This is a genomic window from Streptomyces sp. NPDC058221, from assembly GCF_042882365.1.
Lineage (GTDB): Bacteria > Actinomycetota > Actinomycetes > Streptomycetales > Streptomycetaceae > Streptomyces.
In genome coordinates, this window is record NZ_JBHVWF010000005.1 from 13,765 (window position 1) to 39,775 (window position 26,011).

Below are 26,011 nucleotides of genomic sequence, written 5' to 3' on the forward strand. Positions count from 1 at the left end.
CGGCCGGAGCGGGACCGCTCCGGTGTATCTTGAAAGAGCTCGCAACGAGGTCAGGGAGACGGTTGAATGCCCGGAACGCGTAAGCAAGTTGGAGCAACCGGGGCGCAAACCGTCACCCTCAGTTTCGCCGGTTTCAACCGGGCCTGGGCGGCGTGGATCGCGGACCGGCTCGAGCGGCGCGGGGTGACGGTCGTACAGCAGCGCTGGGACCCGCCGGTCGAGGTCCCGCTGGAGGACGCCCTGCGGGACCTGATGCTGTCCCGCGGCCGGATCCTGGTCCTGCTCAGCGACTGGTACTTCCAGGTCGGGCCCCGCAGCCACGAGGAGTGGAACCGGGCCCTGCGCGAGGTCGTCGCCCCCGATCCGGACCGTTTCGCCGCGGTGTCCCTCACCACCGCGGCCCTGCCCGGCGCCACCTCGGTCTACGGCGCCGCGGACCTGACGAACGTCGGCGCGGACGAGGCCGAACGGCGGCTGCTGGTGCGGCTGGGACTGCCCACCGATCCGCTGCCCGAGACCGCCGTGGGGCGGCCGGGCCCGCGCTACCCCGCCGACACCCCCGAGGTCTGGGGCGGGGTGCCGCGCCGGAACACCCGCTTCACCGGCCGCGAGGAACTGCTCAGCAAGGCCTACACCGCCCTTCAGGACGCCGGGAGCGGCGCGGGCGTCGTCGCGCTCCACGGCATGTCCGGCGTGGGCAAGACCCAGCTGGCCGCCGAGTACGTCTACCGGTTCGGCTCCGAGTACGACGTGGTGTGGTGGGTCCCCGCCGACCGGCGCGCCCTCTACCGCCAGAAGCTCGCCGAACTCGCCCCGGAGCTCGGCCTGTCCACCGGCGCGGAGTACGGCGAACGGCTGCGCGCCGTACGTGACTCGCTGCGCCGCGGCGACCCGCACTCCCACTGGCTGCTGGTCCTGGACGGAGCCGACGAGCCGGAACAGATCTGGGACCTGGTGCCGACCGGCCCCGGCCACGTCCTGATCACCTCCCGCAACCCCGAGTGGAGCGAGCACAACAGCAACCTCGTCGAGGTGCCGGTCTACGCCCGCGACGAGTCGGTCGCCTTCATCCGCCGCCGGGCCCCGCGCCTCACCCAGACCGAGGCCGACCGGCTCGCCGAGGCGCTGGAGGACCTCCCGCTGCTGCTCGACCAGACGGCCGGCTGGCTGAACGACTCCGACATGTCGGTCGAGGAGTACATCGAGCTCCTGGGCGGCGGCATCGACCAGGACGTCGTCAAGGTCTCCGCCGACTTCCCGCTGGCCTTCCAGACCGCCTGGTCGATACTGCTGAACAAGCTCCGGGACACCGTCCCCGAGTCCGTCGACCTGCTGCGGCTGTGCAGCTTCTTCGCCCCCGGCTCCATTCCCGTACGGCTGCTGAAGGAGATGCCGCCGGGAGAGATGCCCGAGCAGCTCTCCGGCCTGATGAACGACCCGCTGCTGTGGAACAAGGCGATCGGGCAGCTGCGTCAGTACTCCGTGGTCCGCCTGGAGTCCCACGAGTCCGTCGCCGACGAGACGTCCTCCGGCGAGTCGATCTACCTGCACCGCATGGTCCACCAGATCGTCCGCAAGGACATGCCGGAGCGCGACCGCCAGGAGTTCATCGACGTGGTCCGCCGCGCTCTCGCCGCCGCGGACCCAGGCCGCCCCACGGACACCAGGCAGTGGCCCACGTACGCGGAGATCGCCCCGCACCTGAAGTGGGCCGACGTGCTGTTCAGCACCGACCCCGCGGTGCAGAGCCTGGTGCTCAACTGCCTGCGCTACATGTACCTCTCCGGCGAGTACCGGGCCGGCATCAAGCTGGGCTCCCGTGCCATGGCGGCCTGGCGCGAGCTGCTGGGCGAGAACCACCCCCGGGTCTGGGACCTCAGCTACCACTACGCCAACCTGTTGCGGGCCGTCGGCGACTACGCCGGGACCGAGGTCATTGAGCGGGCCGCCGTCGACCATCTGCGCGCCGAGCGGGGCGCCGAGGACCTGGAGCACCTGCGCGCCGCCGGCGGCCTCGCGGCCGATCTGCGGGGCCTCGGCCAGTACGACGAGGCATACGAGATGTCCAGCTGGATGCTGACCGCCTACCGCGAACTGCTCGGTGACCAGGACTCGCGCACCCTCAGCGCGCAGAACAACCTGGCCGTGTCGCTCCGGCTGCTGGGCCGGTACGAGGAAGCGCTGGAGCTCAACCGGCGCACCATGGAAGCCCGTCGCCAGCTGCTCAGGCCGCGCCACAGGTGGACCCTCTACTCCGAACTCAACTACGCCACCGACCTCCGTCTGCTCGGCCGCTACACAGAGGCCGAATCGCTCCAGAGCCAGAGTGTCCGGGTGCACCGGCTCGTCATGGGGAACGACAACCCCCAGACACTGCTTGCCGAACACAACCTCGCCCTCTGCCAGTACCGCTCCGGCGAGCGGAGCAAGGCCGCCGCGCTGTTCACCAGGGTGCTGGAACGGGGTGAACGGGTTCTGGGCGAGCGAGACCCGCTGACCATGATGTTCGCGGCCAGCCAGAGCTTCTTCGCCCGCGAGCACGGCGACATCGACCAGGCCAGGGGCATAAGCGAGAAGGTCGTGGACGGCTATGTGGAGATGCTCGGCGAGGAGCATCCGTACGTGTCGGGTACCCGGGTCAACCATGCCCTGATCCTGCGCAACGTGGGCGAGCGGGACCACGCCCACCATCTCCTGGAAGAGGCCCTCGCCGAGATGGGCCGGGCCGTGGGCGAGCACCACCCCTGGACCCTGGGCTGCGCGATCAACGCCTCCGCGCTGCGCAATCTGGTGGGCGACCCGGAGTCGGCCGCGGAGTTGACGGACTCGGTCGTCACCCGGGCCACCGAGGTCCTGGGCCGCACTCATCCCCTGACGCTCTCCGCCCGCATCGCGTACGCGGCTGATCTGCGGGGCCTCCGGGACAGGCAGCGGGCGGAGAAGGTCGAGTCGGAGGCGCTCGGGGACCTGACGGCGACACTCGGGGCCCAGCATGTCCACACTGTCTCGGCGCGGTCCCGGAACCGCCCGTTCTGGGACTTCGAGCCTTCGATCATCTGAGTGGGTTCCGGAAACCCGCACGCATGGTGATGAGGCGTCAGTAACCTCGTGAGACAGGCTTATTGGTCATCCAGGGGGGGCGTATGGCTGTCGTTGTCGGTCCGGTGATACCCGGGGAGGACGGCCCGATCCCGGTCGTGGTGGACGCAGAGGCGTACACCGGGACCGGGGTGTCGGCCCGTGACGTGGACTCGGTGTACCGAAGTGAGGAGACCCGGGACGGCACCGGCGCGGCCAGACGTGTCATGGGAGCGGCGGGCGATCTCTACGGGGACGGGCTCGACCTCGCGCGCCGCTGTGCCTCCCAGGCCATGCGCAGACTCGGTGACCTGGGGGACGGGCTGCGGCCCGACGAGGTCGAGCTCCAGGTCGGCATCACCTTCGAGGCGGGCATGGCCGCCGTGGTGAAGGCCGGCGCGGAGGCGCAGATACAGGTCACCTTCCGGTGGCAGCCGGGACGCGGGGAGCGGGCCACCGCGGTGGTGACCTCCTCATGAGCGGGGCGGCCCGGCCGGAGGTGCCAGGCCGGCGGACGCCGCCGGCGCCGATCCTCCCGTACAGCAGGGTCGTCGGACAGGACGGGCTGAAGCTCGCCCTGGAGCTGAACTTCATCGCACCGGGCATCGGCGGGGTGCTCATCGCCGGACAGCGCGGCACGGCCAAGTCCACCGTCGTGCGTGCCTTCGCGCTGATGACCGGCGGAAAGCTGCCCGTCACCCTGCCGATCAACGCGACCGACGACCGGGTGCTCGGCGGCTGGGAGCTGGACGCGCTGATGCACGGCGAGGCGAAACGGCAGACCGGGCTGCTCGAAGAGGCCCATGAGAAGGGGATGTTGTACGTCGACGAGGTCAACCTCCTCGATGACCACATCGTCAACATCATCCTGGACGTGGTCTCCACGGGAGTGCTGTCCGTCCAGCGCGAGGGCATCGACACCGAGACCCATGTCTCCTTCGGGCTCGTCGGCACGATGAATCCGGAGGAGGGCAGCCTGCGCGCCCAACTGCTGGACCGCTTCGGGCTGATGGTCACGGCGGCCGAGCTGGACATCGAGGAGCGCCACCGGATGATCACCACCGTGCTCACCTTCGAGGAGGAGCGCGAATCCGCCGGCTCCGCCTGGCTGCTGGCCGCCCACGAGGAGAACAACCGGCTGCGCGGGCAGCTGCTGGCCGCCCGCGACCGGCTGACGGACGTCCGGCTGGAGGAGGACGTCAGCAGGCTCTGCGCCGGGGCAGCGGCCCGGACGGGCGCCGTCGGGCAGCGGGGTGACCTCCTGGCGGCCAAGGCCGCCCGCGCGCTGGCCGCCAGGGAGGAGGCACAACGGGTGGAGCCCCGGCATGTGCGCCGGGTGCTGCCGCTCGCACTGCGCCACCGCAGGCCCGATTCCGCCCACGGTTCGGAGTTCGCCTGGGGGCCGGAAGAGGACGCCGTCCTCGACGACCTGTTCGGCTGAGCAGGATGTCCGCCCGGCCGCCGCAGGCCCAGGACCCGGGGGAGCCGGACGACGTCTCGCACCGGCTCCTGACGGCGCTCGTCTGCTCCGTGCTGGAACCGGCGCTGACCGGTGTGCTGCTCTTCGACCTGCCTCCGGAGCACGTGTCCGCCGTGGCCCGGGTGTTCGCCGAGGTCCTCGGTGCGGCAGGTGGCCGGCCGCCGGGGGCCGGGGTGCCCCGCACGACGCTCGACGCGTCGACCGTCGACGAGGACCTGTGGCTGCGGCCCCGGGTGCGGCGGGGTCCGGACGGCATCGAATTCGCCCTCGGGCCCGGCCCGCTGGCCGAGACGGCGGACAGCCCGCCGCTGGTCGTCGTGCCCGACCTGGCCCGGCTGAGCGTTCCCGGAATGCGGGCGGCCGTCCAGCTCCTCGGCGCGGACGTCGCCACCCTCGAACACTCCGGAATCCGGCGCAGCTGGACGCCCCGCGCCCGTTGGCTGGCGTTCTGCCGGTCCGAGGACGCCGTGCACCTCTCGCCGCACCTCCTGGACCGCTTCGCCGTACGTCTCGGCGTCCCGGATCTGCGGCCCACGCCGGGCCCGGAGCCGCTCGGACCGCTCCCCGCCGCCTGGGCCGCGGCGCTGACCCCGGGGGCCCCGCGTCCGTCCGTCACGCTCGGCGAGGAGTTCGCCGCGTCGGTGCTGGACCACCTGGACGACCGCGACGGCCTCGGACAGCGCAGGGCGCTGGCCCTGGGCCGTATCGCCCGCGCCCTGGCCCGGCTGGACGAGGCCGAGCGGGTACGGCCCGGCCGCGAAGCCGCGCCCGACGCCCCGCTCCTGGTCACCGCCGCTCATGTCGGCAGGGCCGCCCGGCTGATCCGCCTCCGCGCGGCCCACCGGCCGTCGACGCCGCCCGAGCCCGCCCCGGTCCACGAGCTGCCCGAGCCCTCCGGGCCCGGCCCGGAGCCTCCCCCCGCCGGGCTCCGTCCCGTCCGCGAACCGGCCGTCGAGGCAGGCCCGTTGGTTCAGGAGCCCGAGACCGTCGTGTCCCTCGGGCCGGCCCCGGTCCCCGGCGACCGGCCGGCCTCCTCGTCCCCGTACCCGGAGGACACGGCGGGGCCGGGGACGGACGGGGGAACGCTCCGGACGCCCGCCCGCAGGACAGCGGGCGCCCGCGCCTCCCGCGGTGCCGTCGTCGGGGTGCGGCGCGCCCGTGACCTGTGGGACCTCGCCCCGGTGCGTACCGCGATGGAGGCCGCGAAGTACCGGGCGATACGCGGCGGGCCCGGTCCGCTGGTGATCGTGCCGCAGGACCTGCGCGGATACGTCCGGGCGCCCGAACCCGTCCGGATGCTCACCCTCGTACTCGACCACACCTGCCGCGGCGACCAGGACTGGCACACGACGCTCGAACCCTTCCTGCAGTGGGCCTACGTCACCCGGGCCACCGTCCATGTCGTCGAGGTCGGCGCCCGGGGCGCGGCGAACGAACTGCGGGCCGGTTCCTTCTCGGCCAGGTCCACCAGGGACCCGAGGATCGCCGCCGCGCTCGTCCGGCCGCCCGGCCGCGCCACCCCGCTAGCCCACGGACTCGACCAGGCGGGCAGCGCCCTGCGCCGGGCCTTCCGCCACCACCGCGCCGGACTCGTCGAGGCCCTGCTCGTGGTCGTCACCGACGGACGGGGCAACGTGCCGCTGGCCGCGGGGCGCACCGGACACCAGGACCGGGGCCCGGTCGGGCGGACCGGGACGACGGACGCGGTGGAGGCCGCCGGACGGATCAGGGCCCTGGGCCGCTCCCGGCTGCACAGCGTCGTGGTCGACCCGGGGCGGCGTCCGTACACCGCGCTGCCCGCCGAACTCGCGGACGCGCTCGGTGGCGTCGTGATCGCGGCGCGGGACGGCGACGGGGAGGCGGGCCGTGCGCGATGACCCCCTCAAGGTGATCCGGCGGATCGGGCGGCGGGCCGGACAGGCGCTGCCAGGACCGCGGCCCGCCGTACCGGCCAGGGCGCTCACCGGCACTCCGCTGGGGCTCGGCGCGGCGGCGGCCGATGCCAGACAGGCACCCGACACGACGTACGCCCGCATCAGGGTGCGGCGCCGGCGCCCTTATCCCGGACATCCGGAGACCTTCGGCTTCGAGGCCTGGTGCCACGGTGTTGCGCCGCTCCCGTACACCTCGGGCGGCGGCCAGCGGCGGCCGGTGTCGATCAGTCTCGGCAACGCCAGGCAGGGTGGCGACCCCCCGTCCGAACTGCTCCGCTCCATCCGCCGCTGGTCACTGAACCAGGGACCGCTGACCGACTGGATCAACCGCTGCCGGCAGGTCCACGGCGACTCCCTGCAGCTCGTGATCCTGGACCAGACCGGATTCGACCTGCCCTGGGAGGCGCTCACCCTGCCGCCGGTGCCGGAGGCGGGACTGCCCGGCGGAATGCTCGGCATGCTCGTCGACCTGGCGCGCTGGTTCGACGCGGTCCGCGGCGGAGACGACTTCCCGACCGACGTCGCCGCCCCGGCCGGTGCGGTACTCGGCTACTTCCACCCGGACATGCACTCCGACCGGGAGGTCTTCCACGCCTACGAGCACCGACCGCACTCCGGCATCGTGTCCTTCCTCAGAAGCCTGGACGAACACACCGCCGACCGGACCGGACTCGTCTACATGGGCTGCCACGGCACCTTCGACCAGGAGCTCAGCAATCTCACCCTGGCCGACGTCACATGGGCGGAGTACCACGACCACGAGATGCGGCTGCTCGGCAGGGACGGTTCGCTGGTCTGCCTCAACGCCTGCCACTCCGGCCGGTTCCTCGACCACGACGGCGACGGCCGGCAGTATCTGCGGGGCTTCACCGAGGTCTTCCTCGGCAACGGGGCCGGCGGCTGCATCGTCACCGCGGGGAAGGTCGGCGACGCCGAGGCCCGCGAGCTGATCCGCCGGCTCGTCGAGACGGTGACCGCCGACCCGGACCGGCCGGTGGCACGGGCGTTACGGGCCTTCCGGACAGCAGCCCACGAGGCCTTTCTCGCCGAGGGCGGGGTTCCGCTGCTGGTCCGGGACGACGGCACGTTCGACGAGCGGGGCCAGCGCAACGTCCTGCGGCTGCTCTACAGCCTGATGTTCCAGTACTACGGGCACCCGCTCAGCACGCTGCACCTCACCGGCCGGTACGCGGACGGCCCCCGCCCCCGGGAGGGCGCCGAGCATGAACGGTGAAGAGCTGCCCCTGTTGATCGAGCCCGTCGTGGGCTGGCTGCACGAGGTCGGACCCGGCGCCGTCCAGTGCGTCGGCGTCGACCTGCGCGGCCCGCTGAACGCCCGCAACGAGGAGGACAGCGAGGCATGGCCGTACGAGGAGGAGGAGCTGGCCTTCAGCGTCTCGCTGGACGGCGCCCCGCACTTCGTCTGCGAGGTGCTCGACGACCCCGGACTCGTACTGCACCGCTTCGGCGGTACGTACGGCCCTGCGCGGTTCCTCGTCACCGCGGGCACCGCCACCGGGCCTGCCGTGCTGCGGCTGACCATCTCCAACCAGTGGGGCGCCCCGGTCCGCAGGGCCGAACTGCCCTGCCGCATCAAGGAGCCGGCAGGCCCCCAGGCGCCGCCTCCGGGCCCGGCCAGGCGGTGGGGCCCGGCCGCGCCCGCCAGGACCACGCCACCCGTCCCGCCCCCGTCCGGCACCACCACCCTCACCCTCAGCTACGCCGACTCCGACCGGGCCTGGGCGGCCTGGACCGCCGACCGGCTGGAGCGGCGCGGGCTGACGGTCCTCCAACAGCGCTGGGACCCCCCGGCGGGCGGTCCGCTGGAGGACTCCCTGCGCGAACTCGCGCGCCCCGGCGGGCGCGTGCTGCTCCTGCTCAGCCACCGGTACGTCCAGCTCGGCGACCGGAGCCGCGAGGAGTGGGACCGGGCTCTGCGCAGGGTCGTCGGCCCGGACCCGGACCGCTTCGCCGCGGTCTGGTTCACGCACTTCGCCCCGTTGCGCGGCGCGGTCTCCCTGCTGGACCCGCTGGAGCTGTACGGGGCCGGTGCGCAGGAGGCCGAGCGCCGGCTGCTCCTGCGCCTGGGGCTCTCCACCGACCCGCTGCCCGAGGACGTCGCCGCCCGGGCGGGGCCCCACCACCCGGCCGAGACCCCCGAGGTGTGGGGCGGGGTGCCGCGCCGCAACACCCGCTTCACCGGCCGCGAGGAACTGCTGGCCGATATGTACGAGGCGTTCCACGCGGGCGGGACCGGCGGGGCCACCGTCACCCTGTCCGGGATGCCGGGGGTGGGCAAGACACAACTGGCCGCCGAGTACGTCCACCGGTTCGGCTTCGAGTACGACGTGGTGTGGTGGGTGCCCGCCGACCGCCGCGCCCACTGCCGCCAGAAGCTCGCCGAACTCGCCACCGAACTCCGCCTGTCCACGGGCCCGGAGTACGGGGAGCGGCTGCGCGCCCTGCACGAGGCGCTGCGCCTCGGCGAACCGTACGGCCGCTGGCTGGTCGTGCTGGACGGTGCCGACGAACCGGACCAGATCCGCGACCTGGTGCCGGCCGGCACGGGCCACGTGCTGATCACCTCCCGCAGTACCGGGGAGGACGAGGGCGGCGGCACACCGGTCGATGTGGCCGCCTACCGCCGCGAGGAGTCGGTCGGTTTCATCCGGCGCCGCGCCCCACGGCTGAGCAGCGCCGAGGCCGACCGGCTGGCCGAGGTGCTGGAGGACCTGCCGCTGCTCCTCGACCAGACCGCGGGCTGGCTCAACGGCTCCGACCTGCCGGTGGAGGAGTATCTCGGGCTCCTGGAGAACCCCCACCGGGAGGACGTCTTCAAGGTCTCGGTCGACTACCCGCTCGCCTTCCTCACCGGCTGGTCGATCCAGCTGGCCCAGCTGCGCGACACATCCCCGGACGCCTACGAACTCCTGCGGCTCTGCGCGTTCTTCGCACCCGGGTCCATCCCCGTACGGCTGCTGGAAGGCGCAGCCCTGCCCGGCCTTCCGGCGGACGACGCCCGACAGGCCAGGGCGGTGCGCGATCTGGTGGACCGCGCCGTCGTGCGCCTGGAGGCCGACCCCGGGCCGCTCGCCGGCGGGGACGACGAGGCGCTGCAGATCCACCGCATGGTCCACCAGTACGTCCGCGGATACACAGCGGAGAGCGACCGCCAGGCCTACCGGGAAGCGGCCCGGAGCGCACTGGCCGCCGCCGACCCGGGCGACCCCGCGGACATCCGCCACTGGCCGGCCTACGCCGCGCTCACCCCCCACCTCAAATGGGCCGAGGTCCTGGAGAGCGACGATCCGCCGGTACAGCGGCTGGTCCTCAACTGCCTGCGCTACATGTACCTTTCGGGCGAGTACGGCAGCGGTGTCCGGTTCGCCGCCCCCGCGATGGAATCCTGGCAGACCCTGCTGGGGCCGGCCCACCCGCGTATCTGGGACCTGCGCCACCACTACGCCAATCTGCTGCGCGCGCTGGGCGACTACCGGACCAGCGAGGGCGTGGAGCGCACCACCGCCGACTTCCTGGCGGCCGAGCGCGGCGAACTGGACCCGGACCATCTGCGGGCCGCCGGCGGGCTCGCCGCCGATCTGCGGGGCCTCGGCCGCTACCGCGAGGCGCTGGACCTGTCCGTGTCGATCCGGGACCGGGACCGGCAGCTGCTGGGTCAGGACGACCCCCGCACCCTCAACGCGGAGAACAACCTCGCGGTGTCACTGCGCCTGCTCGGCCGGTACGCCCAGGCGCTGGAGCAGGACGAATTCACCCTGGAGCGGCGGCGGGCCGTGCTGCCGCCGGAGGCCCCCGCCACGCTCTACTCGGAGATCAACCGCGCCATGGACCTTCGGCTGCTCGGCCGGGACCGGGAGGCGGAGGTCGCCCTGCGGGAGACGGTCCAACGCCATCTGCGCCGGATGGGCGGCAACAACCCGCAGACACTGCGCGCCCAGTACCACCTGACGCTCTGTCAGTACGCCCTGGAGGGCGCCCGGTCCGCCCTGCCCGCGCTCACCGCGACCAGGGACGTCTCGCTGCGGCTGCTGGGCGAGCACGACCCGCTCACCCTGCTGATCACCACGGCTGCCGCGGGCGCGGAACGGGAGGCGGGCGATCACCGGCAGGCGCTGCGGCTGCACGAGCAGGTGGTGGACGGCTACCGGCGGATGCTGGGCGACCGCCACCCGTACACCGTCGGCACCCAGGGCAACCTGGGCCTGATGCGGTGGACCCTGGGGGACAGGGACCACGGGTACGACGAGATCGAGCGGGCCCGCACCCGGATGTCCTGGGCGGTCGGCGAGAGCCACCCGTGGACGATCGGCTGCGCGCTCAACGCGGTGCTCATGCGGGCCCGGACGGGGCGGCTCGGGGCCGCACGCGAACTGGGACGGGCCAACCGGGAGCGGGCCGATGCCGCACTGGGGACCCGCCACCCGCTGTCCGTGGACTGCTGTGCGGCGATCGGGACCGTACCGACCGACGCCGAACCCGACTTCTGGCTCTTCGAGCCGCTCATCATCTGAGCCGGCCCGTTCTCCCGAATGACGCCCGGCCGGGCCCCGGCCGGTCTGAGCGGCGCGGTCCGGAGGCTTCGGCCGCCGGCGCGGTCAGCCGCGCACGTGCAGCCCGAAACCCGTGCGCCCCGCGGGCTCCAGCCCTTCCTTCAGATGCAGCGAGGGGATCTCGTAGTCACCGAAGTTCTGCGGGCGGAACGCGATCGGCTCGGTCGACTGCAGGGTGAGCAGGCGCTGCTCCCAGGCCTTGGCCGCGTCCCGGTAGTCCTCGCCGGTCAGCCGGTCGGCGCCGTACAGCACGAACGGCGGCAGCGCCTCGATGCCCGGGTAGTAGAGGATGCCGTGCTGGACCGGGAACAGCAGATCGTCGATGGGTCCGTTGATCCCGCGAGCGGAGTAATGCGACTCCGGGCCGCCGACGGTCACCGACAGCAGGGCCTTCCTGCCCGCGAGGGTTCCTTCGCCGAACCGCTCGCCGTACTTGGTGTCGCTGTGTTCGCCGACGCCGTACGCGAAGCGATAGGTGAACACCCGGTCCACCCAGCCCTTGAGGATCGCGGGCATGCCGTACCACCACAGCGGGAACTGGAAGATGACCGTGTCGGCCCACAGCAGCTTCTCCTGCTCGGCGAGGACGTCCGGAGTGAGCGTCCCGGCGTCGAAGGCCCGGCCCGAGTCCCGGGCGACCTTCAGCGGACTCGACGCGTTCGGGCCGTAGTCCGAGGCGTCCACCGCCGCCTTCCAGTTCATCGCGTAGAGATCGCTCACCCGCACCTCGTGCCCGGCGGCCTCCAACGTGGACACGGCCAGGTCCTTCAGCGAGCTGTTGAGCGAGTTCGGCTCCGGATGGGCGTGGACGATCAGTGTCCTCACGGGGACTCCTTCGGATCGGCTTCGGATCGGATGCCTCGATCCTGGACGTCGCGGCGCCCGGCGTTCAGGGGCGGCTCTTCCGTCGGACGGGACTTCCTGGTATCGGCAGGGCCACCTTCGCGGGCAACACCGAGGCCATACTGGGGCCATGGACGATCTGGCGGGCTTCCTGCGGACCCGGCGTTCCCGAGTCGACCCGGCAGCCGTCGGCATCCCCACCGACAGCCGCCGCCGGGTCGAAGGCCTGCGCCGCGAAGAGGTCGCGCATCTGTCCGGCGTCAGCGTCGACTACTACGTCCGCCTGGAGCAGGGCCGGGCGACGCAGCCCTCCGAGCAGGTTCTCGACGCGCTCGCCCGTGTCCTCGGCCTCGACGAGACCGAACGCGGGCACCTCGACCGGCTCGCCCGGCAGCGCCGCCGCCGACCGAAGGCGCCGGGCGGGCGGGTCCGGCCGGAGCTGCTGCGCGTCCTCGATCTGGTCCCCGACGCACCCGCGCTGATCATGGACCACCGCCTGGACGTGCTCGCAGGCAACCGGCTCGCCGGGCTTCTCCTCGGCCGGCCGCTGCCGGGTCTGAACACCGCCCGGCACATCTTTCTGGAGGAGGCCGGGAGCGGCCTCTACGCGGACTGGGAGAACTGCACCCTCGACGTGGTCGGGCACCTGCGCCTGTCCGCCGGGAAATACCCCGAGGACCCCCGCCTGGCCTCGCTCATCGGCGAGCTGGCGATGGGCAGTGAGCGCTTCCGGCGCCTCTGGGCCCGCGCGGACGTGCGCGCCCGCACGCACGGACACAAGGCGTACAGACACCCGCTGGTCGGACTGCTTGACCTGCACCAGGAGAACTTCGCGCTGCCGGATGAATCGGGCATGGAGCTGCTGGTGCTGTCCGGGGCCCCCGGCAGCCCCGCCGAGGACGGGCTGCGCCTGCTCGCCGGCCTGGACGCGGACAGCGATGAGGCGCATCCCGCAGCGAATGCTCAGGTGCGCGAGTAACAGGGCCGGTACCGGCCCGACGGCCCGGGGCAAAGCCGAGGGCCCGGCCCCGCGTTGGTTTCGCGGAGCCGGGCCCTCGGTTCGTGACGTGCCGGTCAGGCCTCGAAGACCTCGTCGAGCAGCTGGGTCTGCTCGGCCTGGTGCCGCTTGGCCGAGCCGACCGCGGGGGAGGAGCCGCGCGGCCGCGAGATGCGGCGCAGGCGCTCACCGTGCGGGACGTCGGCGCCGACGGCCAGATCCAGGTGGTCGATGAGGTTCAGGGCGATGAACGGCCAGGCGCCCTGGTTGGCCGGCTCCTCCTGCGTCCACAGGTACTTCTCGGCGTTCGGGTACTTGGCGATCTCCGCCTGGAGCTCGGCACCCGGCAGCGGGTACAGGCGCTCGAGGCGGATGATCGCGGTGTCCGTGACGCCACGCTTCTCGCGCTCGGCCTCGAGGTCGTAGTAGACCTTGCCGGCGCAGAAGACGACCTTGCGGACCGCGTTCGGGTCGACCGAGTCGTCGCCGATCACCGGGCGGAAGCCGCCGGTGGTGAACTCCTCCACCTTCGACGCGGCCGCCTTCAGGCGGAGCATCGACTTCGGGGTGAAGACGATCAGCGGCTTGTGGTGCGGGTTGTGCACCTGCCACCGCAGGAGGTGGAAGTAGTTCGACGGCAGCGTCGGCATGGCGACCGTCATGTTGTCCTGCGCGCACATCTGGAGGAAGCGCTCCGGGCGGGCGGACGAGTGGTCCGGGCCCTGGCCCTCGTAGCCGTGCGGCAGCAGCAGCGTGACGCCGGAGGTCTGGCCCCACTTCTGCTCGGCCGAGGAGATGAACTCGTCGACGACGGTCTGCGCGCCGTTGACGAAGTCACCGAACTGGGCCTCCCAGATGACCAGCGACTCCGGGCGGGCCAGCGAGTAGCCGTACTCGAAGCCCATCGCCGCGTACTCGCTGAGCAGCGAGTCGTAGACGTTGTACCGGGCCTGGTCCTCGGAGAGGTAGAGCAGCGGGGTGTAGTCCTCGCCGGTCTTCTGGTCGACGAGCACCGCGTGGCGCTGACCGAACGTGCCGCGGCGGGTGTCCTGGCCGGCGAGCCGGACCGGGGTGCCCTCCATCAGCAGCGATCCGATGGCCAGCGTCTCGCCCATGCCCCAGTCGATGGTGCCGTTGTCCACCGAGGCGGCGCGGCGCTGCATCTGCGGCATCAGACGGGGGTGGACGGTGATCCGGTCGGGGATGTTGACCTGCGACTCGGCGATCAGCTTCACGACCTCCGAGGAGACCCCGGTGGTCACGGCCACCGGGAACTCGGCCTGGACGTCCGGGACATGCGGCTGGGACGGCGCGGAGGTGGCTTCGCGGACCTCCGCGAACACCTTCTCCAGCTGGCCCTGGAAGTCCTGGAGCGCCTGCTCGGCCTCTTCCAGCGTGATGTCGCCGCGACCGATGAGGGACTCGGTGTAGAGCTTGCGCACCGAGCGCTTCTTGTCGATCAGCGTGTACATCTGCGGGTTGGTGAACTCCGGGTTGTCGCCCTCGTTGTGACCGCGGCGGCGGTAGCAGATGAGGTCGATGACGACGTCCTTGTTGAACGTCTGCCGGTACTCGAAGGCGAGCCGCGCGACGCGGACCACGGCCTCCGGGTCGTCACCGTTGACGTGGATGATCGGCGCCTCGATCATGCGCGCGACGTCCGTCGCGTACATCGAGGAGCGCGAGGCCTCCGGGGCGGCGGTGAAGCCGACCTGGTTGTTGATCACCACGTGCACCGTGCCGCCGGTGCGGTAACCGCGCAGCTGCGACATGTTGAGCGTCTCGGCGACGACGCCCTGGCCCGCGAAGGCCGCGTCGCCGTGGAGCGCGACGGGCAGCACCGTGAAGTCCGTGCCCGCCTTGTTGATGATGTCCTGCTTGGCGCGGGCGATGCCCTCCAGGACCGGGTCGACCGCCTCCAGGTGCGAGGGGTTGGCGGCCAGCGAGACCTTGATCTGCTCGCCGTCCAGACCGGTGAAGGTGCCCTCGGCGCCCAGGTGGTACTTCACGTCGCCGGAGCCGTGCATCGACCGGGGGTCGAGGTTGCCCTCGAACTCCCGGAAGATCTGCGCGTACGACTTGCCGACGATGTTGGCCAGCACGTTCAGCCGGCCGCGGTGGGCCATGCCGATGACGACCTCGTCGAGGCGCGCCTCGGCCGCGGAGTCGATGACCGCGTCGAGCAGCGGGATGACGGACTCGCCGCCCTCCAGCGAGAACCGCTTCTGGCCGACGTACTTGGTCTGCAGGAACGTCTCGAACGCCTCGGCGGCGTTGAGCCGGCGCAGGATCCGCAGCTGCTCCTCGCGCTCCGGCGCGGGGCGCGGACGCTCCACCCGGTCCTGGAGCCACTTGCGCTCCTTCGGGTCCTGGATGTGCATGAACTCGATGCCGGTGGTGCGGCAGTACGACTCACGCAGCACACCGAGGATGTCGCGGAGCTTCATCAGGGTCTGCCCGGCGAAGCCGCCGACCGCGAAGTCCCGCTCCAGGTCCCACAGGGTGAGGCCGTGCTCGGTGATGTCGAGGTCGGGGTGCTTGCGCTGGCGGTACTCCAGCGGGTCGGTGTCGGCCATGACGTGGCCGCGGACCCGGTAGGAGTGGATCAGCTCGAAGACCCGCGCGGCCTTGGTGACGTCGTCGTCGTGCGAGGCGTCGATGTCCTTGAGCCAGCGGACCGGCTCGTAGGGGATGCGGAGCGCCTTGAAGATCTCGTCGTAGAACCCGTTCTCGCCGAGCAGCAGCTGGCTGAGGATCCGCAGGAACTCGCCGGAGGCGGCTCCCTGGATGACCCGGTGGTCGTACGTCGAGGTCAGCGTCATGACCTTGGAGATGCCCAGCTTGTTCAGGGTGTCCTGCGACGTGCCCTGGAACTCCGCCGGGTAGTCCATCGCGCCGACGCCCATGATGAGGCCCTGTCCGGGCATCAGGCGGGGCACCGAGTGAACGGTGCCGATACCGCCGGGGTTGGTCAGCGAGGCGGTGACGCCGGTGAAGTCGTCCATGCCGAGCTTGCCGTTGCGGGCCCGGCGGACGATGTCCTCGTAGGCCTGCCAGAACTCGAAGAAGTTGAGCGTCTCGGCCTTCTTGATGGCCGCGACGACCAGCTGGCGGTCGCCGTTCGGCTTCACCAGGTCGATGGCCAGACCGAGGTTGACGTGCTCCGGCTTGACCAGGGTCGGCTTGCCGTCCTTCTGGGCGAAGGAGTAGTTCATCGCCGGCATGGCCTTGAGGGCCTGCACCATCGCGTACCCGATGAGGTGCGTGAAGGAGATCTTCCCGCCGCGGGCGCGCTTGAGGTGGTTGTTGATGACGATGCGGTTGTCGAAGAGCAGCTTCACCGGGACGGCGCGCACGGACGTGGCCGTCGGCAGCTCCAGCGAGGCGTTCATGTTCTTCGCGACCGCGGCCGAGGGGCCGCGCAGCGTCACGTACTCGGGCCCGGCCGGCGCCTCGGTGGCCGGCTCGGCGGTCTTGGCTGCCGGAGCCGCTGCTGCCGGAGCAGGGGCGGCCTTCACCGGAGCCGCCGGGGCGGCCGGTGCGGGCGCGGCAGGGGCGGGCGCCGGGGCAGCGGGTGCGGCCGGGGCCGGAGCCTGGGCCGCGGGCTTCGCCGGTGCGGCCGGAGCGGTGTGGTTGGTGGCGGTCGGCGCGGTCACGGCCGGAGCCGCTGGCGTCGCAGCCCCCGCGGCTGCGGCGCCGGGAACGGGCTTGTCCGCCGTGCCGGAAGTGCCCGGCTTGTAGTCGGCGAAGAAGTCCCACCAGGCGCGATCGACCGAATTGGGATCCTGGAGGTACTGCTGGTAGATCTCGTCGACGAGCCACTCATTGGGGCCGAAAGCAGCAGCCGGGTTCGAACCCGGGCTGGCTTGGTCGGTCGAGATGCTCGAGTTACTGGGGGACTGAGACGACACGGCGGCAACCGCCCTCTTCCGCTTCACAAGGTGGTGGACAGCGGAAATCAAGGCTACGCCTCCCGGACCGTTCCATGCGGACCGGGCCGGTCTTCGTCGTGCAAGTCACATCGAAAGTCGGGTTTCGGCGCAGGAAATGGCGGGAAACAAGCTTGGTTCCGCATTGCTCCGGGTACGCGAGACCGCAGTTACGGCCCCTTGGACCGTACCCCTTGAACAGAACACGCAGAACGTGCCCTTCCGGTTCGAACCCTATGTCAACCTCGCGGTTGATGGATCCCCGGAAGGGTGACGCGGATGCGGCATCCGCGAACCGATTCGGCCACACCGATCCGTCCGCCGTGCAGATCCACCGCCCAGCGGGCGATCGCCAGGCCGAGGCCCGTACCGCCGTCGCTGCCCGGACCGTGCGGGGACGTCACCTCGCCACGGTTGAAGCGCTCGAAGACCCGGTGCCGCTCGGCCTCCGGAATGCCGGGGCCCTCGTCCAGGACCTCCAGGTCCAGTGACTCGGGCTGTGCCCCGCGCCGGGCGAGCACCGTGACCCGGCCGTGCGGCGGGCTGTGCTTCACCGCGTTGTCGATGAGATTGGCCACCACCTGGTGCAGCCGCTCGGCGTCCGCGTGCGCGGTCAGCTCGGGCGGGGACACGTCCAGGTGCAGATGGACGTCCTTGCGGGTGGAGTTCCCGGAGCCGGAGGACAGCCGGCGGTGGGCGGCGGCGAGATTCGCCTCCTTCAGCACCCCCGACAGATACGGCCACACCTCGAAACGGCGGGCCTTCAACGTGACCACACCGTTGTCGAGCCGGGACAGATCCAGCAGCGTCTCCACCAGCCGGCCGAGCCGTTCCGTCTGTTTGAGGGCCGTGCGCATCGTCTCCGGATCGGCTGATGACACCCCGTCCACGACGTTCTCCAGCACGGCTCTCAGCGCCGCGATGGGTGTGCGCAGCTCGTGTGAGACATTCGCCACCAGCTCCTTGCGGTGCCGGTCGACGGCCTCCAGATCGTCCGCCATCAGGTTGATCGTCTGCGCCAGGTCGCCCAGCTCGTCACGCCGGTCGGCGCCGCTCACCCGTCTGGTGTAGTCGCCGTGCGAGATCGACCGGGCCACCGCTCTCATCTCGTCCAGCGGCGCGGTCAGACCGTGAGCCACGAACTGGGTGATCAGCAGGGTCGCGATGACCGAGAACACCGTGATGAACCGCAGCTCGGTCCGGGTGCGCAGGGCCACCATCAGCAGCCCGGTCGTGATGAACACCGAGACGACGACGAGCGTGCCCAGCTTGGCCTTGATCGAGAACGGCCGCAGCCCCGGTCCGGGGGTCATGGCGCCGGGGTCTCCAGGGCGTAGCCGACGCCGTGCACGGTACGGATCCGCTCCGCGCCGATCTTCCGGCGCAGCGCCTTGATGTGGCTGTCGACGGTGCGGGTGCCCGAGGCATCCGCCCAGTCCCAGACCTCGGCCAGCAGCTGCTCCCGGGAGAGCACCGCACGCGGCGTGTTGGCCAGGCAGACCAGCAGGTCGAACTCGGTCGGCGTCAGATGGACGTCGTCCGCACGCACCCGCACCCGGCGCTGCGCGTGGTCGATCTCCAGCTCGCCGAGTCGCAGTATGCCGCTGCGCGGCGTCACGGCGGCCAGCGCGGCCCGCTCGACCCGGCGCAGCAGGACGTGCACCCGGGCCGCCAGCTCACGCATGGAGAACGGCTTGGTCATGTAGTCGTCGGCGCCGACCCCGAGGCCGACCAGCATGTCGGTCTCGTCGTCGCGGGCGGTCAGCATCAGCACCGGCACCGGGCGCTGCGCCTGCACGCGTCGGCAGACCTCAAGCCCGTCGAAACCGGGAAGCATGATGTCGAGCACCATCAGATCCGGCTGCCAGGCCTCCGCCGCGTCCACGGCCGCGGGGCCGTCGAGCGCGGTCTGCACCAGGAAGCCCTCGGCCCGCAGTCGGGCGGAAATGGCATCGACGATCGTCGCTTCGTCCTCGACCACCAGCACCCGGCGCTGCGCGCCCGGGGTGGCCGCGACACCGTTGTGGGTGGTGTGTGTCTGTTCCATCGCCCCGCCCCTGCCCGCTCTCACGGGGGCCATTCCCCCGGACGCACGGTTTTCGCTTGTGAATTTCGTGGGAGATCCCGCTATCGGCAAGCAGCGTAAAGGCAGCGGGCGGCTTCCGGCTACGCAGGGTGCAAGGACACGGGAGCGCGTTGGTCGCGCAAAGGCCGCGGAGTGTCGCTCTTGTGGCGCTTGGCACCCGGGCGTCCCGGGGCCCGCATACCCCGGCGGGGGGTCTCAGGCTGCTCGAATTGCGAGATGGACCACGTCGGGCACACCTCGGGCAACGCCTACCTCTTCGGTTCGAACCACCTGGAATCCGGCATTCCGCAAGGCTTGTTCGAACATGGCGGACGGCTGTGCGGACCACACCGCGAGCACCCCGCCGGGGGTGAGCCGCTGGTGACAGTCGGCGAGACCGGCCGGCGAGTAGAGGTTCTCGTTGTCGTCGGTGACGGTCCAGTCCGGGCCGTTGTCGATGTCCAGACACAGTGCGTCGTAACGGTCCGTAGTCGTACGAAGATGGGCGACGAGGTCCGTCGTCAGGACCTCGGTCCGCGGATCGGCGAGCGCCGCCCCGGAGATCCCGCCCAGCGGCCCGGCCAGGTGCCAGTCCACGATGGCCTGCTCCCGTTCCACCACCGCGATCCGCCCCCAGCGGGGTTCGGCGGCGGCCCGGACGAGCGAGAAACCGACCCCGAGCCCGCCGATGAGCACCGCCGGGGCGGTCCGCCCGGCGGGCAGCGCGGCGAGGGCGGCGTCGATCAGCAGCCGCTCGGAGCGCCCGTCGGAGGTGTCCATCAGGAAGCACCCGTTGGCGATGATCTCGAAGTTGTCGCCCCGCCTGCGCAGGACCACCTCCCCGTACGGTCCCTCGCGGCGGTCGAGGGTGACGGGGGCGAGGGCGTCGGGGCCGAAGGTGTGGTGCATGGCGCTGGTCTCCGCTGGATGTCGATGGGTGTCACCGCCGGTCGGTGTCAGCCCCATCCTGGCCCGCCGGGCAGCCGCCGGGCCAATGGATTGCCCGATCGGGCACGGGGGTGGGCGTGGGCGGACCGATTCGGTCAGCCGCGCTCGGTGCGGGCCCCGCGCACCGCGAACAGCGCCGCCCCCACCGCGTACACCGGCAACGCCACGAACCAGGCCCCCGCCTGCGGCCCCGGCTGCATCGGCCAGGCCCACAGGGCGGCCGCGCCACCCGGGGTGCGCGGCGCGGCCAGGTACACCGCACCGCAGTAGACGGTCATCGGCAGCCAGCTGAGCCGGGCCCCCACCAGGGCGGCGGAGGCGGCCGCCACCCCGCTCGCGCCGAGCACGTTACGGACCATGCCGGGCGCGCCGAACGCCTCGGGATGCCCCGGGACGGCCAGCGCGAGCGCCGCCGCGGCCGGGAGGGTGAGCGCGAGCAGATGCGTGAGCCGCCGCGGCCACCAGCGGCGCACCGCGGTCCGGTCGAGCTCGTCGGCTGCGGCGTACAGGCTGGTGCCGACCGCCGCGGACACCAGCAGCGGGGCCAGCACGAGGACGGGGACGCGGGCGGTGTGATCGAAGCCCGGCTGGTCCTCCAGCCAGTCGGCGGCCCAGGCCGCGAGGAGAACGACGCAGGCCAGTGCGGCGACGGTACGGGGGAGGCCGCGGGAGCGGATGTAGAGAAGGGGCAGTTCGGGCCGGAGGGCGGACTGGTTCGGTGCGGCGTCGGCGGTGGCGTTCACAGGACGGGTACCTCCGACGGGTCGCAGCTCTTGCGCGTGGCCAGGTAGCGGCCGAGCCAGACGCGGCGCTGGGGGGCGGGCATGGCTTCGAGGCGGCGGAACAGCGGCCTCTTCTCCGCGCCGGGGGGCTGCACGGCGCGCCGGCCGGCGAGCCAGTTCGTGACGGCGTCGTCGGTATCCATGACCCGGCCGGAGTCGTCCGAGCCGCCGGGCTTCTTGGCCCCCGAGGAGTCCGGGCATTCCCGGCGCTCGAAGGTCATCGATGCGGCCGCCTGCCAGACGAAGTCCTCGGGCTTGCTCAGCCGGTCGCGCACGATCCCCCAGCCTCGGGCGGGCATCGACAGCTGGATCTCGCCGGATCCCTCCCGGACCTCGTGACCCACGTACCCGACCGGTGCTCCCGGCACCTCGTCCAGCCGCTCGATGAGCCCGGACAGTGCCTGGGAGGCCTGTGGGAGCAGCGCCGCGTCGAGCCCGTTCAGACACACCCGCGGAGTGCCGTCCGTGCAGACAAGGCGGTCGCGGGCGGGATCAGGGGGGAGCAGGCCGGGGCCCGTGAGCGCGATGAACGGTGCGACGGCCGCCGCCACGGCGAGCGGCACGAGGACGAGGCGCTTGCGCCTGGCCGCGTGGGAGACCAGCGCGGCCAGGCCGAGCCCGCCGGTCCACGCCACCATCGCCGGGGCGAACCACCACACGGGCAGCGAGCCGCTGAGGTAGTACTGAAAGGCCGGATCGAGGTACCGCGCCGGCCACTCCGAGTAGTCCGGTACGCCGAGGACGACGTACAGCACCACGGCAAGGGCGGGAGCGGCCAGCCGCCAACGGCAGCGTTGGCCGACGACGAACCCCAGCAGCCCGACGGCCAGCAGGAAGGCGCAGTTCACGACGGCGAAGGACGGGAACGGGCTGCCGCTCCCGGCGTACGGCCAGGTGGCCAGCAGAGAGGCGGCCAGCACGAGGAGATAGCCGGCGACCGCCCAGAGCGCGACGGGCAGCGCGGCCAACACGACCCGCGCGGACCTGGCACGCGGAGTGGAGAGCCAGAGTTCGTCGGTCGAGCGTCGGTGCTCGCGGGCGCCCTGCCAGCAAGCGGCAGCCGCCACCATCGGACCGGCGAGCAGCGAGGCGGCCGCGTGGAGATGTCCCTGGGTCTCGCCCCAGCCGCCCTGCCATCTGTCGGCCGTGGTCGCCATGCTGACGCCGAGGATGACCGCCGTACAGACACCCGTCCACGGCGCGATGCCGCGCCGCAGCTCGGTCCGCAGCACGTGGAGCGTCGGCCGGTACGCGCCGGGCGACCGGGCGGGCCGGGGAGTGGGGGAGTCCTGCTGCTCGGGGGCGAGGGTGCCGGTCGTCGTCATCGGGCGGCCGCCGTCTCACGGTGGGCGCGCAGGGCGGCGGTGTAGCCGCGCTCGATCGGGCTTCCGTCGAGCAGCCCCCCGTCACCGCCCTCGCCGTTCCCGCCGCCGAGGGCCGACAGCTCGGCCGTCGTCCCCCGGTACGCGACCCGCCCCGCCTCGACCAGCGTCACATCGGCGCAGGCCGTGGCCACGTCCTCGACGAGATGCGTGGAGAGGATCACCGTGGCGCGCTCGCCGAGCTCCCGCATCAGCGTGCGGAACTCGACCCGCTGCTCCGGGTCCAGACCGGCGGTCGGCTCGTCGAGCAGCAGCAGATCCGGTTCGTTGACGATCGCCTGGGCGATGCCCACGCGCCGCACCATGCCGCCCGACAAGGTCTTCATCCGCGCGTCGATCCGGTCCGTCAGACCCACCCGGTCCACCGCACGCTCCACCGCCGCCGCGATCCGCGCCCCGTCCATCTCCTTGAGCCAGGCCACGTAGGCGACGAACTCGCGGACGGTGAACCCCGGGTAGAAGCCGAACTCCTGCGGCAGATACCCCAGCCTGCGCCGGACCGCCGCGCGGCTGCGGTGGTGCGCCGCCGCACCGACCTCGCTGCCCAGCAGTTCGACCCGTCCGGAGGCCGGCGCGGCGGCCGTGGACACCACGCGGATCAGCGAGGTCTTCCCGGCGCCGTTCGGCCCGAGCAGTCCGTGCACGCCGGGCGCGAAGTCGAGATCGATGCCGTCCAGGACGGTCGTACGGCGGTACCGGACCGTCAGGCCGGTCACGCTGACTGTGCTGCTCACGCGATCACGCTCATGACTTCTCCAGGTGGTCGAAGGATCTGCGGCGCAGGGCGAGCAGCCCGGCGCAGAACACGGCCGCTGCCGCCCAGACGCTCTGCGCGGCGGGCCCCGCGAAGTAGCGGGCGGCCGCAGCCAGCGGCTCGCCGAACCCCGAGGTCCGCGTCCCGACGGCGGGTACGAGGACGGCCGCGGCCCAGCACGCGGCGACCGTCGAGGCGCCGGTACGGCAGCCGAGGTAACTGCCCAGCGCCAGCGCCGCCAGCGTCATGGCCAGTCCCGGCAGCAGCCATGCCACGGCCCCCGGACCGCCGGCCGACGCGGGCAGCACCGCCCAGGCGAGCGTGAGCACCGGGACGGCCACCGCGAGTACCGCCGCCGTCCTGATCAGCAACAGCCGCAGCCCGCCGCCCGGAGCCGTGGTGGTGATCTCGTGCATCGGGTCGCCGGAGCGCCCGTACGAGACGCCGACCCCGGCGAGCGGCAGCACCGGCGCGACGACCAGGAGCAGCGGCCGGGCCGTGGAGCCGAGTCCGCCCCCGTACGCCAGCACGACGGCCCCGAGCGCGACCAGCACCAGCGCAGCCGCCCACGCCCCCCGCAGAGCGGGCCCGGCCGCCCACAGCACCCGCCCGATCCGGCCGGCCGGCCCCGGCCACCGCATGAGCGTCCGGCCCCGTCCCCGCACGGGACCCCGCACCGGTTCCGCCGCCACCGCAGCCAGCACCGCCGTCCGCACCCCCTCCAGCAGCGGTACCGCGCCCCCCCGTTCGCGTACCGACGCCGACACCCGGGCCGCGCAGCGCGCACACGACTCGACGTGCTTCTCCAGGGACCAGGCGTCCGTCTCGGCGGCGGTGCCGGCGGCGTACCGCCCGGCCAGTTCGTTGCCCACGTGCCAGACCGTCATGCCGTGCCTCCAAGGGGGCCGTTCTCCGCAGTCAGCCGGTCCAGCGCGGTCCGCAGTTCGCGACGGGCCCGCGAGGCCCGGGTCTTGACCGTCCCCTCCGGTATGCCGAGCAGCCGGGCGGCCTCCCGGGTGGTGAGCCCGTCGATGACCGTGGCCCGCAGGACCTCCCGGAGCTCGGGCGAGATCCGGTCGAGCGCGGCGCCCACGTCGCCGTATTCGAGACCGGCCAGCACCCGGTCCTCGGCGGACGGCACGGCAGCCGCCCACCGGTCGCCGTCGGTGTGATCGGCCCGTGCCACCCGCTCGGTCCTGGCCCGGGTCCGCTGCGCGTCGACCAGCCGGCGGGCGGCGATCACCCAGAGCCAGCCGCCGGCCTCGGCGCCCCGGTGCGAACCGGCCGAGCGCCAGGCCGTGACGAAGGTGTCCTGAAGTACCTCCCGTACGGTCTCCGCGTCGGCGCACCGCCGGTTCAGCCGGGCCAGCAGCCAGCCGGAATGCCGGTCGTAGAGAGCGGCCAGGGCCGTCGTGTCCCCCTGTGCGACGGCGCGCAGCAGCGCTTCGTCGGTCGGTTCGTCCCCCGAGGGGCGCAAGTGGCTCACACCTCCTCTATCGGAGGCCGCACCCTGCTCGGTTCACGTACCGGGCCGGCGAACGCGGTCAGGGTCTCGGGGCCTTCTCGCCGTGCACCGCGATGTGTTCGGCCGCCAGCCACGGAGCGAGGTCGTCGACGAGCATCGACAGGACCGCCGGGTCGGCGGTCGGGGCTCGGCCCGTGCGGGCGGCCAGCCGCATCTGATCGGCCCGTTCGGGCAGGTCCGGGCGGTAGCGGGCGAACAGTTCGGCGGACTCGGCCAGATCGCTGGTCCAGCCGCCCCACTCCGGCATGACCAGGGTGAAGCCCGTGCGGACGATCCGGCGGGCGACGCCGCGGCTCATGGCGAGGCGTTCGGCGTCCGTGGTGGCCTCGGCGGCCCGCTTGTGCCAGCCCGGGAGCAGCAGGCACAGATCGCCGTTGGTCTCGCGGGCGAGCAGCGAGGTCGGCCGGTAACGCGGCAGTTGTGCGGCGAGGTCGTCGCCGAGCAGCGGGGTGCACAGGCAGGCGACGAAGAAGCCGCCGTCGTGGCGTTCGAGCTCGCTGAGCAGTGTGTCCGCGCCGTCCAGCACGATGCCGACCCCGTCGATGGTGTCGAACGCGGCGTCCAGCGCGGCCTCGATCCCGTCCGCGTCGGTCCGGTCCTGACCGGTGGGCCGGTCCCGCAGGGCGAGCAGCAGGTCCAGGTCGGAGACGCCGGGGACGGCCGTGCCGCGCGGAATGCTGCCGTAGACGTAGGCGCTGTCCAGCCGGTCGGGGCCGAAGACCTCGGTGACGCGGGTACGGGCCGCGGCCACGACCGCCGCGAACGGCGCGGGCACCCGGTCCAGGGAGCCCTCCCGTGCGATCGTGCCGTCCCGTTCCAGCCCTCGGTCTTCGCTCATGCACGCACTCTGCCCCGTCGGGCCGGGCCGTGCCGAATGCTTTTCGGGCCTCAGCGCGGACGTGACGGCGCGGTGAACGTCACATCCGGGGCCGGCACGGTGACCTCGGCATCGCCGCTGATCGCCCATGCCGCGACCCGGGACACCACGGCGGCCGGTACGGCGGCGCTTATGCCGGGCGCGGCCGGGATGTCCTGCGTCGCATGGGCGTCGTACGGGAGGACGACCCGGTAGCCGAGGGCCAGAGCGGTGCGGGCCGTGGCCTGGACGCACATCTCGGACATCACCCCGCACACCACCAGCGACTCGACACCGGCTCCCGTCAGCAGCTCCCCGAGGGACGTGCCCGCGAAGCCGTCGTCCCTGGTCTTTCGCATCACGACCTCGGTGGGGCCCGTGCGCACGGGAAGGTGCAGCGCCCAGCCCGGTGTGTACGGCTCGTCGCCCGAGCCCGGTGCGCCGTCGTTCTGGACATGCACGATCAGGGCGCCGCCGCGGCGGGCCCGTGCGATCAGTTCCGACGTGCGCCCCAGCAGCCCGGCCGCGCCGGGCACCGCCCGATCGCCCGTCACGCCCGCCTTCTGGACGTCCACGACCAGCAGGGCATGCGAGGGAGGTGCGACATCGTTCATGGCGCCATCCTGTCCGGCGCCGCCGAGGCCTTCCAGGGGATTTCGTACGCCCGGACACGACCCGGGCAGCCCGGAGGAGCACGGCGGAACCGGCGCGGGGACTACGCAGGCCCCGTCCGGCGTTGGACCAGGGCACAGAGGCCGGCAGAGGCAGCCACAGAGGCAGCCGCTCACGTGATCGCTCACAGCGAACACACCCCGGGGAACATTGAGCGACTCAGAAGCATTGAGTCTGCATAGCTCAACTTGACTG

19 protein-coding genes are annotated in these 26,011 nt (G+C 72.4%); 7 read left to right on the forward strand and 12 right to left on the reverse strand.

Features of this window, described 5'->3' with window-relative positions; genetic code table 11:
* Positions 1 to 66 precede the first annotated feature (66 nt).
* The 6 genes from fxsT (ACFVW8_RS03130) (at position 67) to fxsT (ACFVW8_RS03155) (ending at position 11,024) form a co-directional block, all read left to right on the forward strand.
* Entirely contained in the window at positions 67 to 3,060 is a 2,994-nt protein-coding gene (gene fxsT, locus ACFVW8_RS03130) for an FxSxx-COOH system tetratricopeptide repeat protein (protein ID WP_389685828.1), read from the forward strand.
* An 83-nt stretch (positions 3,061 to 3,143) separates the two neighbouring features.
* Positions 3,144 to 3,557, forward strand: coding sequence for a CU044_2847 family protein (locus ACFVW8_RS03135; RefSeq protein ID WP_389685829.1), 414 nt, complete (start codon positions 3,144 to 3,146; stop codon positions 3,555 to 3,557).
* Complete coding sequence (locus ACFVW8_RS03140) at positions 3,554 to 4,519, forward strand: AAA family ATPase (protein ID WP_389685830.1); 966 nt, start codon at positions 3,554 to 3,556, stop codon at positions 4,517 to 4,519. The genes ACFVW8_RS03135 and ACFVW8_RS03140 overlap by 4 nt, the downstream gene beginning before the upstream one ends.
* Before the next feature lie 5 nt (positions 4,520 to 4,524).
* Positions 4,525 to 6,435 (forward strand): hypothetical protein, encoded by a 1,911-nt coding sequence (locus ACFVW8_RS03145; protein ID WP_389685831.1) that lies wholly within the window; start codon positions 4,525 to 4,527, stop codon positions 6,433 to 6,435.
* Positions 6,425 to 7,726 (forward strand): CHAT domain-containing protein, encoded by a 1,302-nt coding sequence (locus ACFVW8_RS03150; RefSeq protein ID WP_389685832.1) that lies wholly within the window; start codon positions 6,425 to 6,427, stop codon positions 7,724 to 7,726. The genes ACFVW8_RS03145 and ACFVW8_RS03150 overlap by 11 nt, the downstream gene beginning before the upstream one ends.
* Positions 7,716 to 11,024 (forward strand): FxSxx-COOH system tetratricopeptide repeat protein, encoded by a 3,309-nt coding sequence (gene fxsT / locus ACFVW8_RS03155; RefSeq protein ID WP_389685833.1) that lies wholly within the window; start codon positions 7,716 to 7,718, stop codon positions 11,022 to 11,024. Before ACFVW8_RS03150 ends, fxsT (ACFVW8_RS03155) begins: the two co-directional genes overlap by 11 nt.
* 84 nt (positions 11,025 to 11,108) lie before the next feature.
* Here fxsT (ACFVW8_RS03155) and ACFVW8_RS03160 read toward each other — a convergent pair whose 3' ends face one another.
* On the reverse strand, positions 11,109 to 11,888 hold the full coding sequence (locus ACFVW8_RS03160; protein ID WP_389685834.1) for an NAD(P)H-dependent oxidoreductase: 780 nt from the start codon (positions 11,886 to 11,888) through the stop codon (positions 11,109 to 11,111).
* Between the two features lie 148 nt (positions 11,889 to 12,036).
* Here ACFVW8_RS03160 and ACFVW8_RS03165 point away from each other — a divergent pair, with 148 nt between their 5' ends.
* Positions 12,037 to 12,885, forward strand: coding sequence for a helix-turn-helix transcriptional regulator (locus ACFVW8_RS03165; RefSeq protein ID WP_389685835.1), 849 nt, complete (start codon positions 12,037 to 12,039; stop codon positions 12,883 to 12,885).
* Positions 12,886 to 12,980: 95 nt separating this feature from the next.
* Here ACFVW8_RS03165 and ACFVW8_RS03170 read toward each other — a convergent pair whose 3' ends face one another.
* From ACFVW8_RS03170 to ACFVW8_RS03220, 11 genes are all read right to left on the reverse strand, one after another.
* Positions 12,981 to 16,814 carry a multifunctional oxoglutarate decarboxylase/oxoglutarate dehydrogenase thiamine pyrophosphate-binding subunit/dihydrolipoyllysine-residue succinyltransferase subunit gene (locus ACFVW8_RS03170; protein ID WP_389685836.1) on the reverse strand — a complete coding sequence of 1,278 codons (3,834 nt, stop codon included), beginning with the start codon at positions 16,812 to 16,814 and terminating at the stop codon, positions 12,981 to 12,983.
* Between the two features lie 257 nt (positions 16,815 to 17,071).
* The gene (locus ACFVW8_RS03175; RefSeq protein WP_389685837.1) at positions 17,072 to 18,145 is read right to left on the reverse strand and encodes an ATP-binding protein; all 1,074 of its coding nucleotides are present in this window, start codon (positions 18,143 to 18,145) and stop codon (positions 17,072 to 17,074) included.
* The gene (locus ACFVW8_RS03180; RefSeq protein WP_361178083.1) at positions 18,142 to 18,879 is read right to left on the reverse strand and encodes a response regulator transcription factor; all 738 of its coding nucleotides are present in this window, start codon (positions 18,877 to 18,879) and stop codon (positions 18,142 to 18,144) included. Before ACFVW8_RS03180 ends, ACFVW8_RS03175 begins: the two co-directional genes overlap by 4 nt.
* Positions 18,880 to 19,113: 234 nt before the next feature.
* Entirely contained in the window at positions 19,114 to 19,806 is a 693-nt protein-coding gene (locus ACFVW8_RS03185; protein WP_389685838.1) for a spermidine synthase, read from the reverse strand.
* 134 nt (positions 19,807 to 19,940) lie between these two features.
* A complete protein-coding gene (locus tag ACFVW8_RS03190; RefSeq protein WP_389685839.1) occupies positions 19,941 to 20,588 on the reverse strand; it encodes a hypothetical protein in 648 nt (215 codons plus the stop codon).
* Entirely contained in the window at positions 20,585 to 21,952 is a 1,368-nt protein-coding gene (locus ACFVW8_RS03195; RefSeq protein WP_389685840.1) for a hypothetical protein, read from the reverse strand. Before ACFVW8_RS03195 ends, ACFVW8_RS03190 begins: the two co-directional genes overlap by 4 nt.
* Complete coding sequence (locus ACFVW8_RS03200) at positions 21,949 to 22,743, reverse strand: ABC transporter ATP-binding protein (protein ID WP_389685841.1); 795 nt, start codon at positions 22,741 to 22,743, stop codon at positions 21,949 to 21,951. Before ACFVW8_RS03200 ends, ACFVW8_RS03195 begins: the two co-directional genes overlap by 4 nt.
* A 10-nt stretch (positions 22,744 to 22,753) precedes the next feature.
* Entirely contained in the window at positions 22,754 to 23,650 is an 897-nt protein-coding gene (locus ACFVW8_RS03205; RefSeq protein ID WP_389685842.1) for a hypothetical protein, read from the reverse strand.
* Positions 23,647 to 24,249 carry an RNA polymerase sigma factor gene (locus ACFVW8_RS03210; protein ID WP_389685843.1) on the reverse strand — a complete coding sequence of 201 codons (603 nt, stop codon included), beginning with the start codon at positions 24,247 to 24,249 and terminating at the stop codon, positions 23,647 to 23,649. Before ACFVW8_RS03210 ends, ACFVW8_RS03205 begins: the two co-directional genes overlap by 4 nt.
* A gap of 58 nt (positions 24,250 to 24,307) precedes the next feature.
* Entirely contained in the window at positions 24,308 to 25,126 is an 819-nt protein-coding gene (locus tag ACFVW8_RS03215) for a nucleotidyltransferase (protein ID WP_389685844.1), read from the reverse strand.
* Between the two features lie 50 nt (positions 25,127 to 25,176).
* Positions 25,177 to 25,758, reverse strand: coding sequence for a cysteine hydrolase family protein (locus ACFVW8_RS03220; protein ID WP_389685845.1), 582 nt, complete (start codon positions 25,756 to 25,758; stop codon positions 25,177 to 25,179).
* Positions 25,759 to 26,011: the final 253 nt, after the last annotated feature.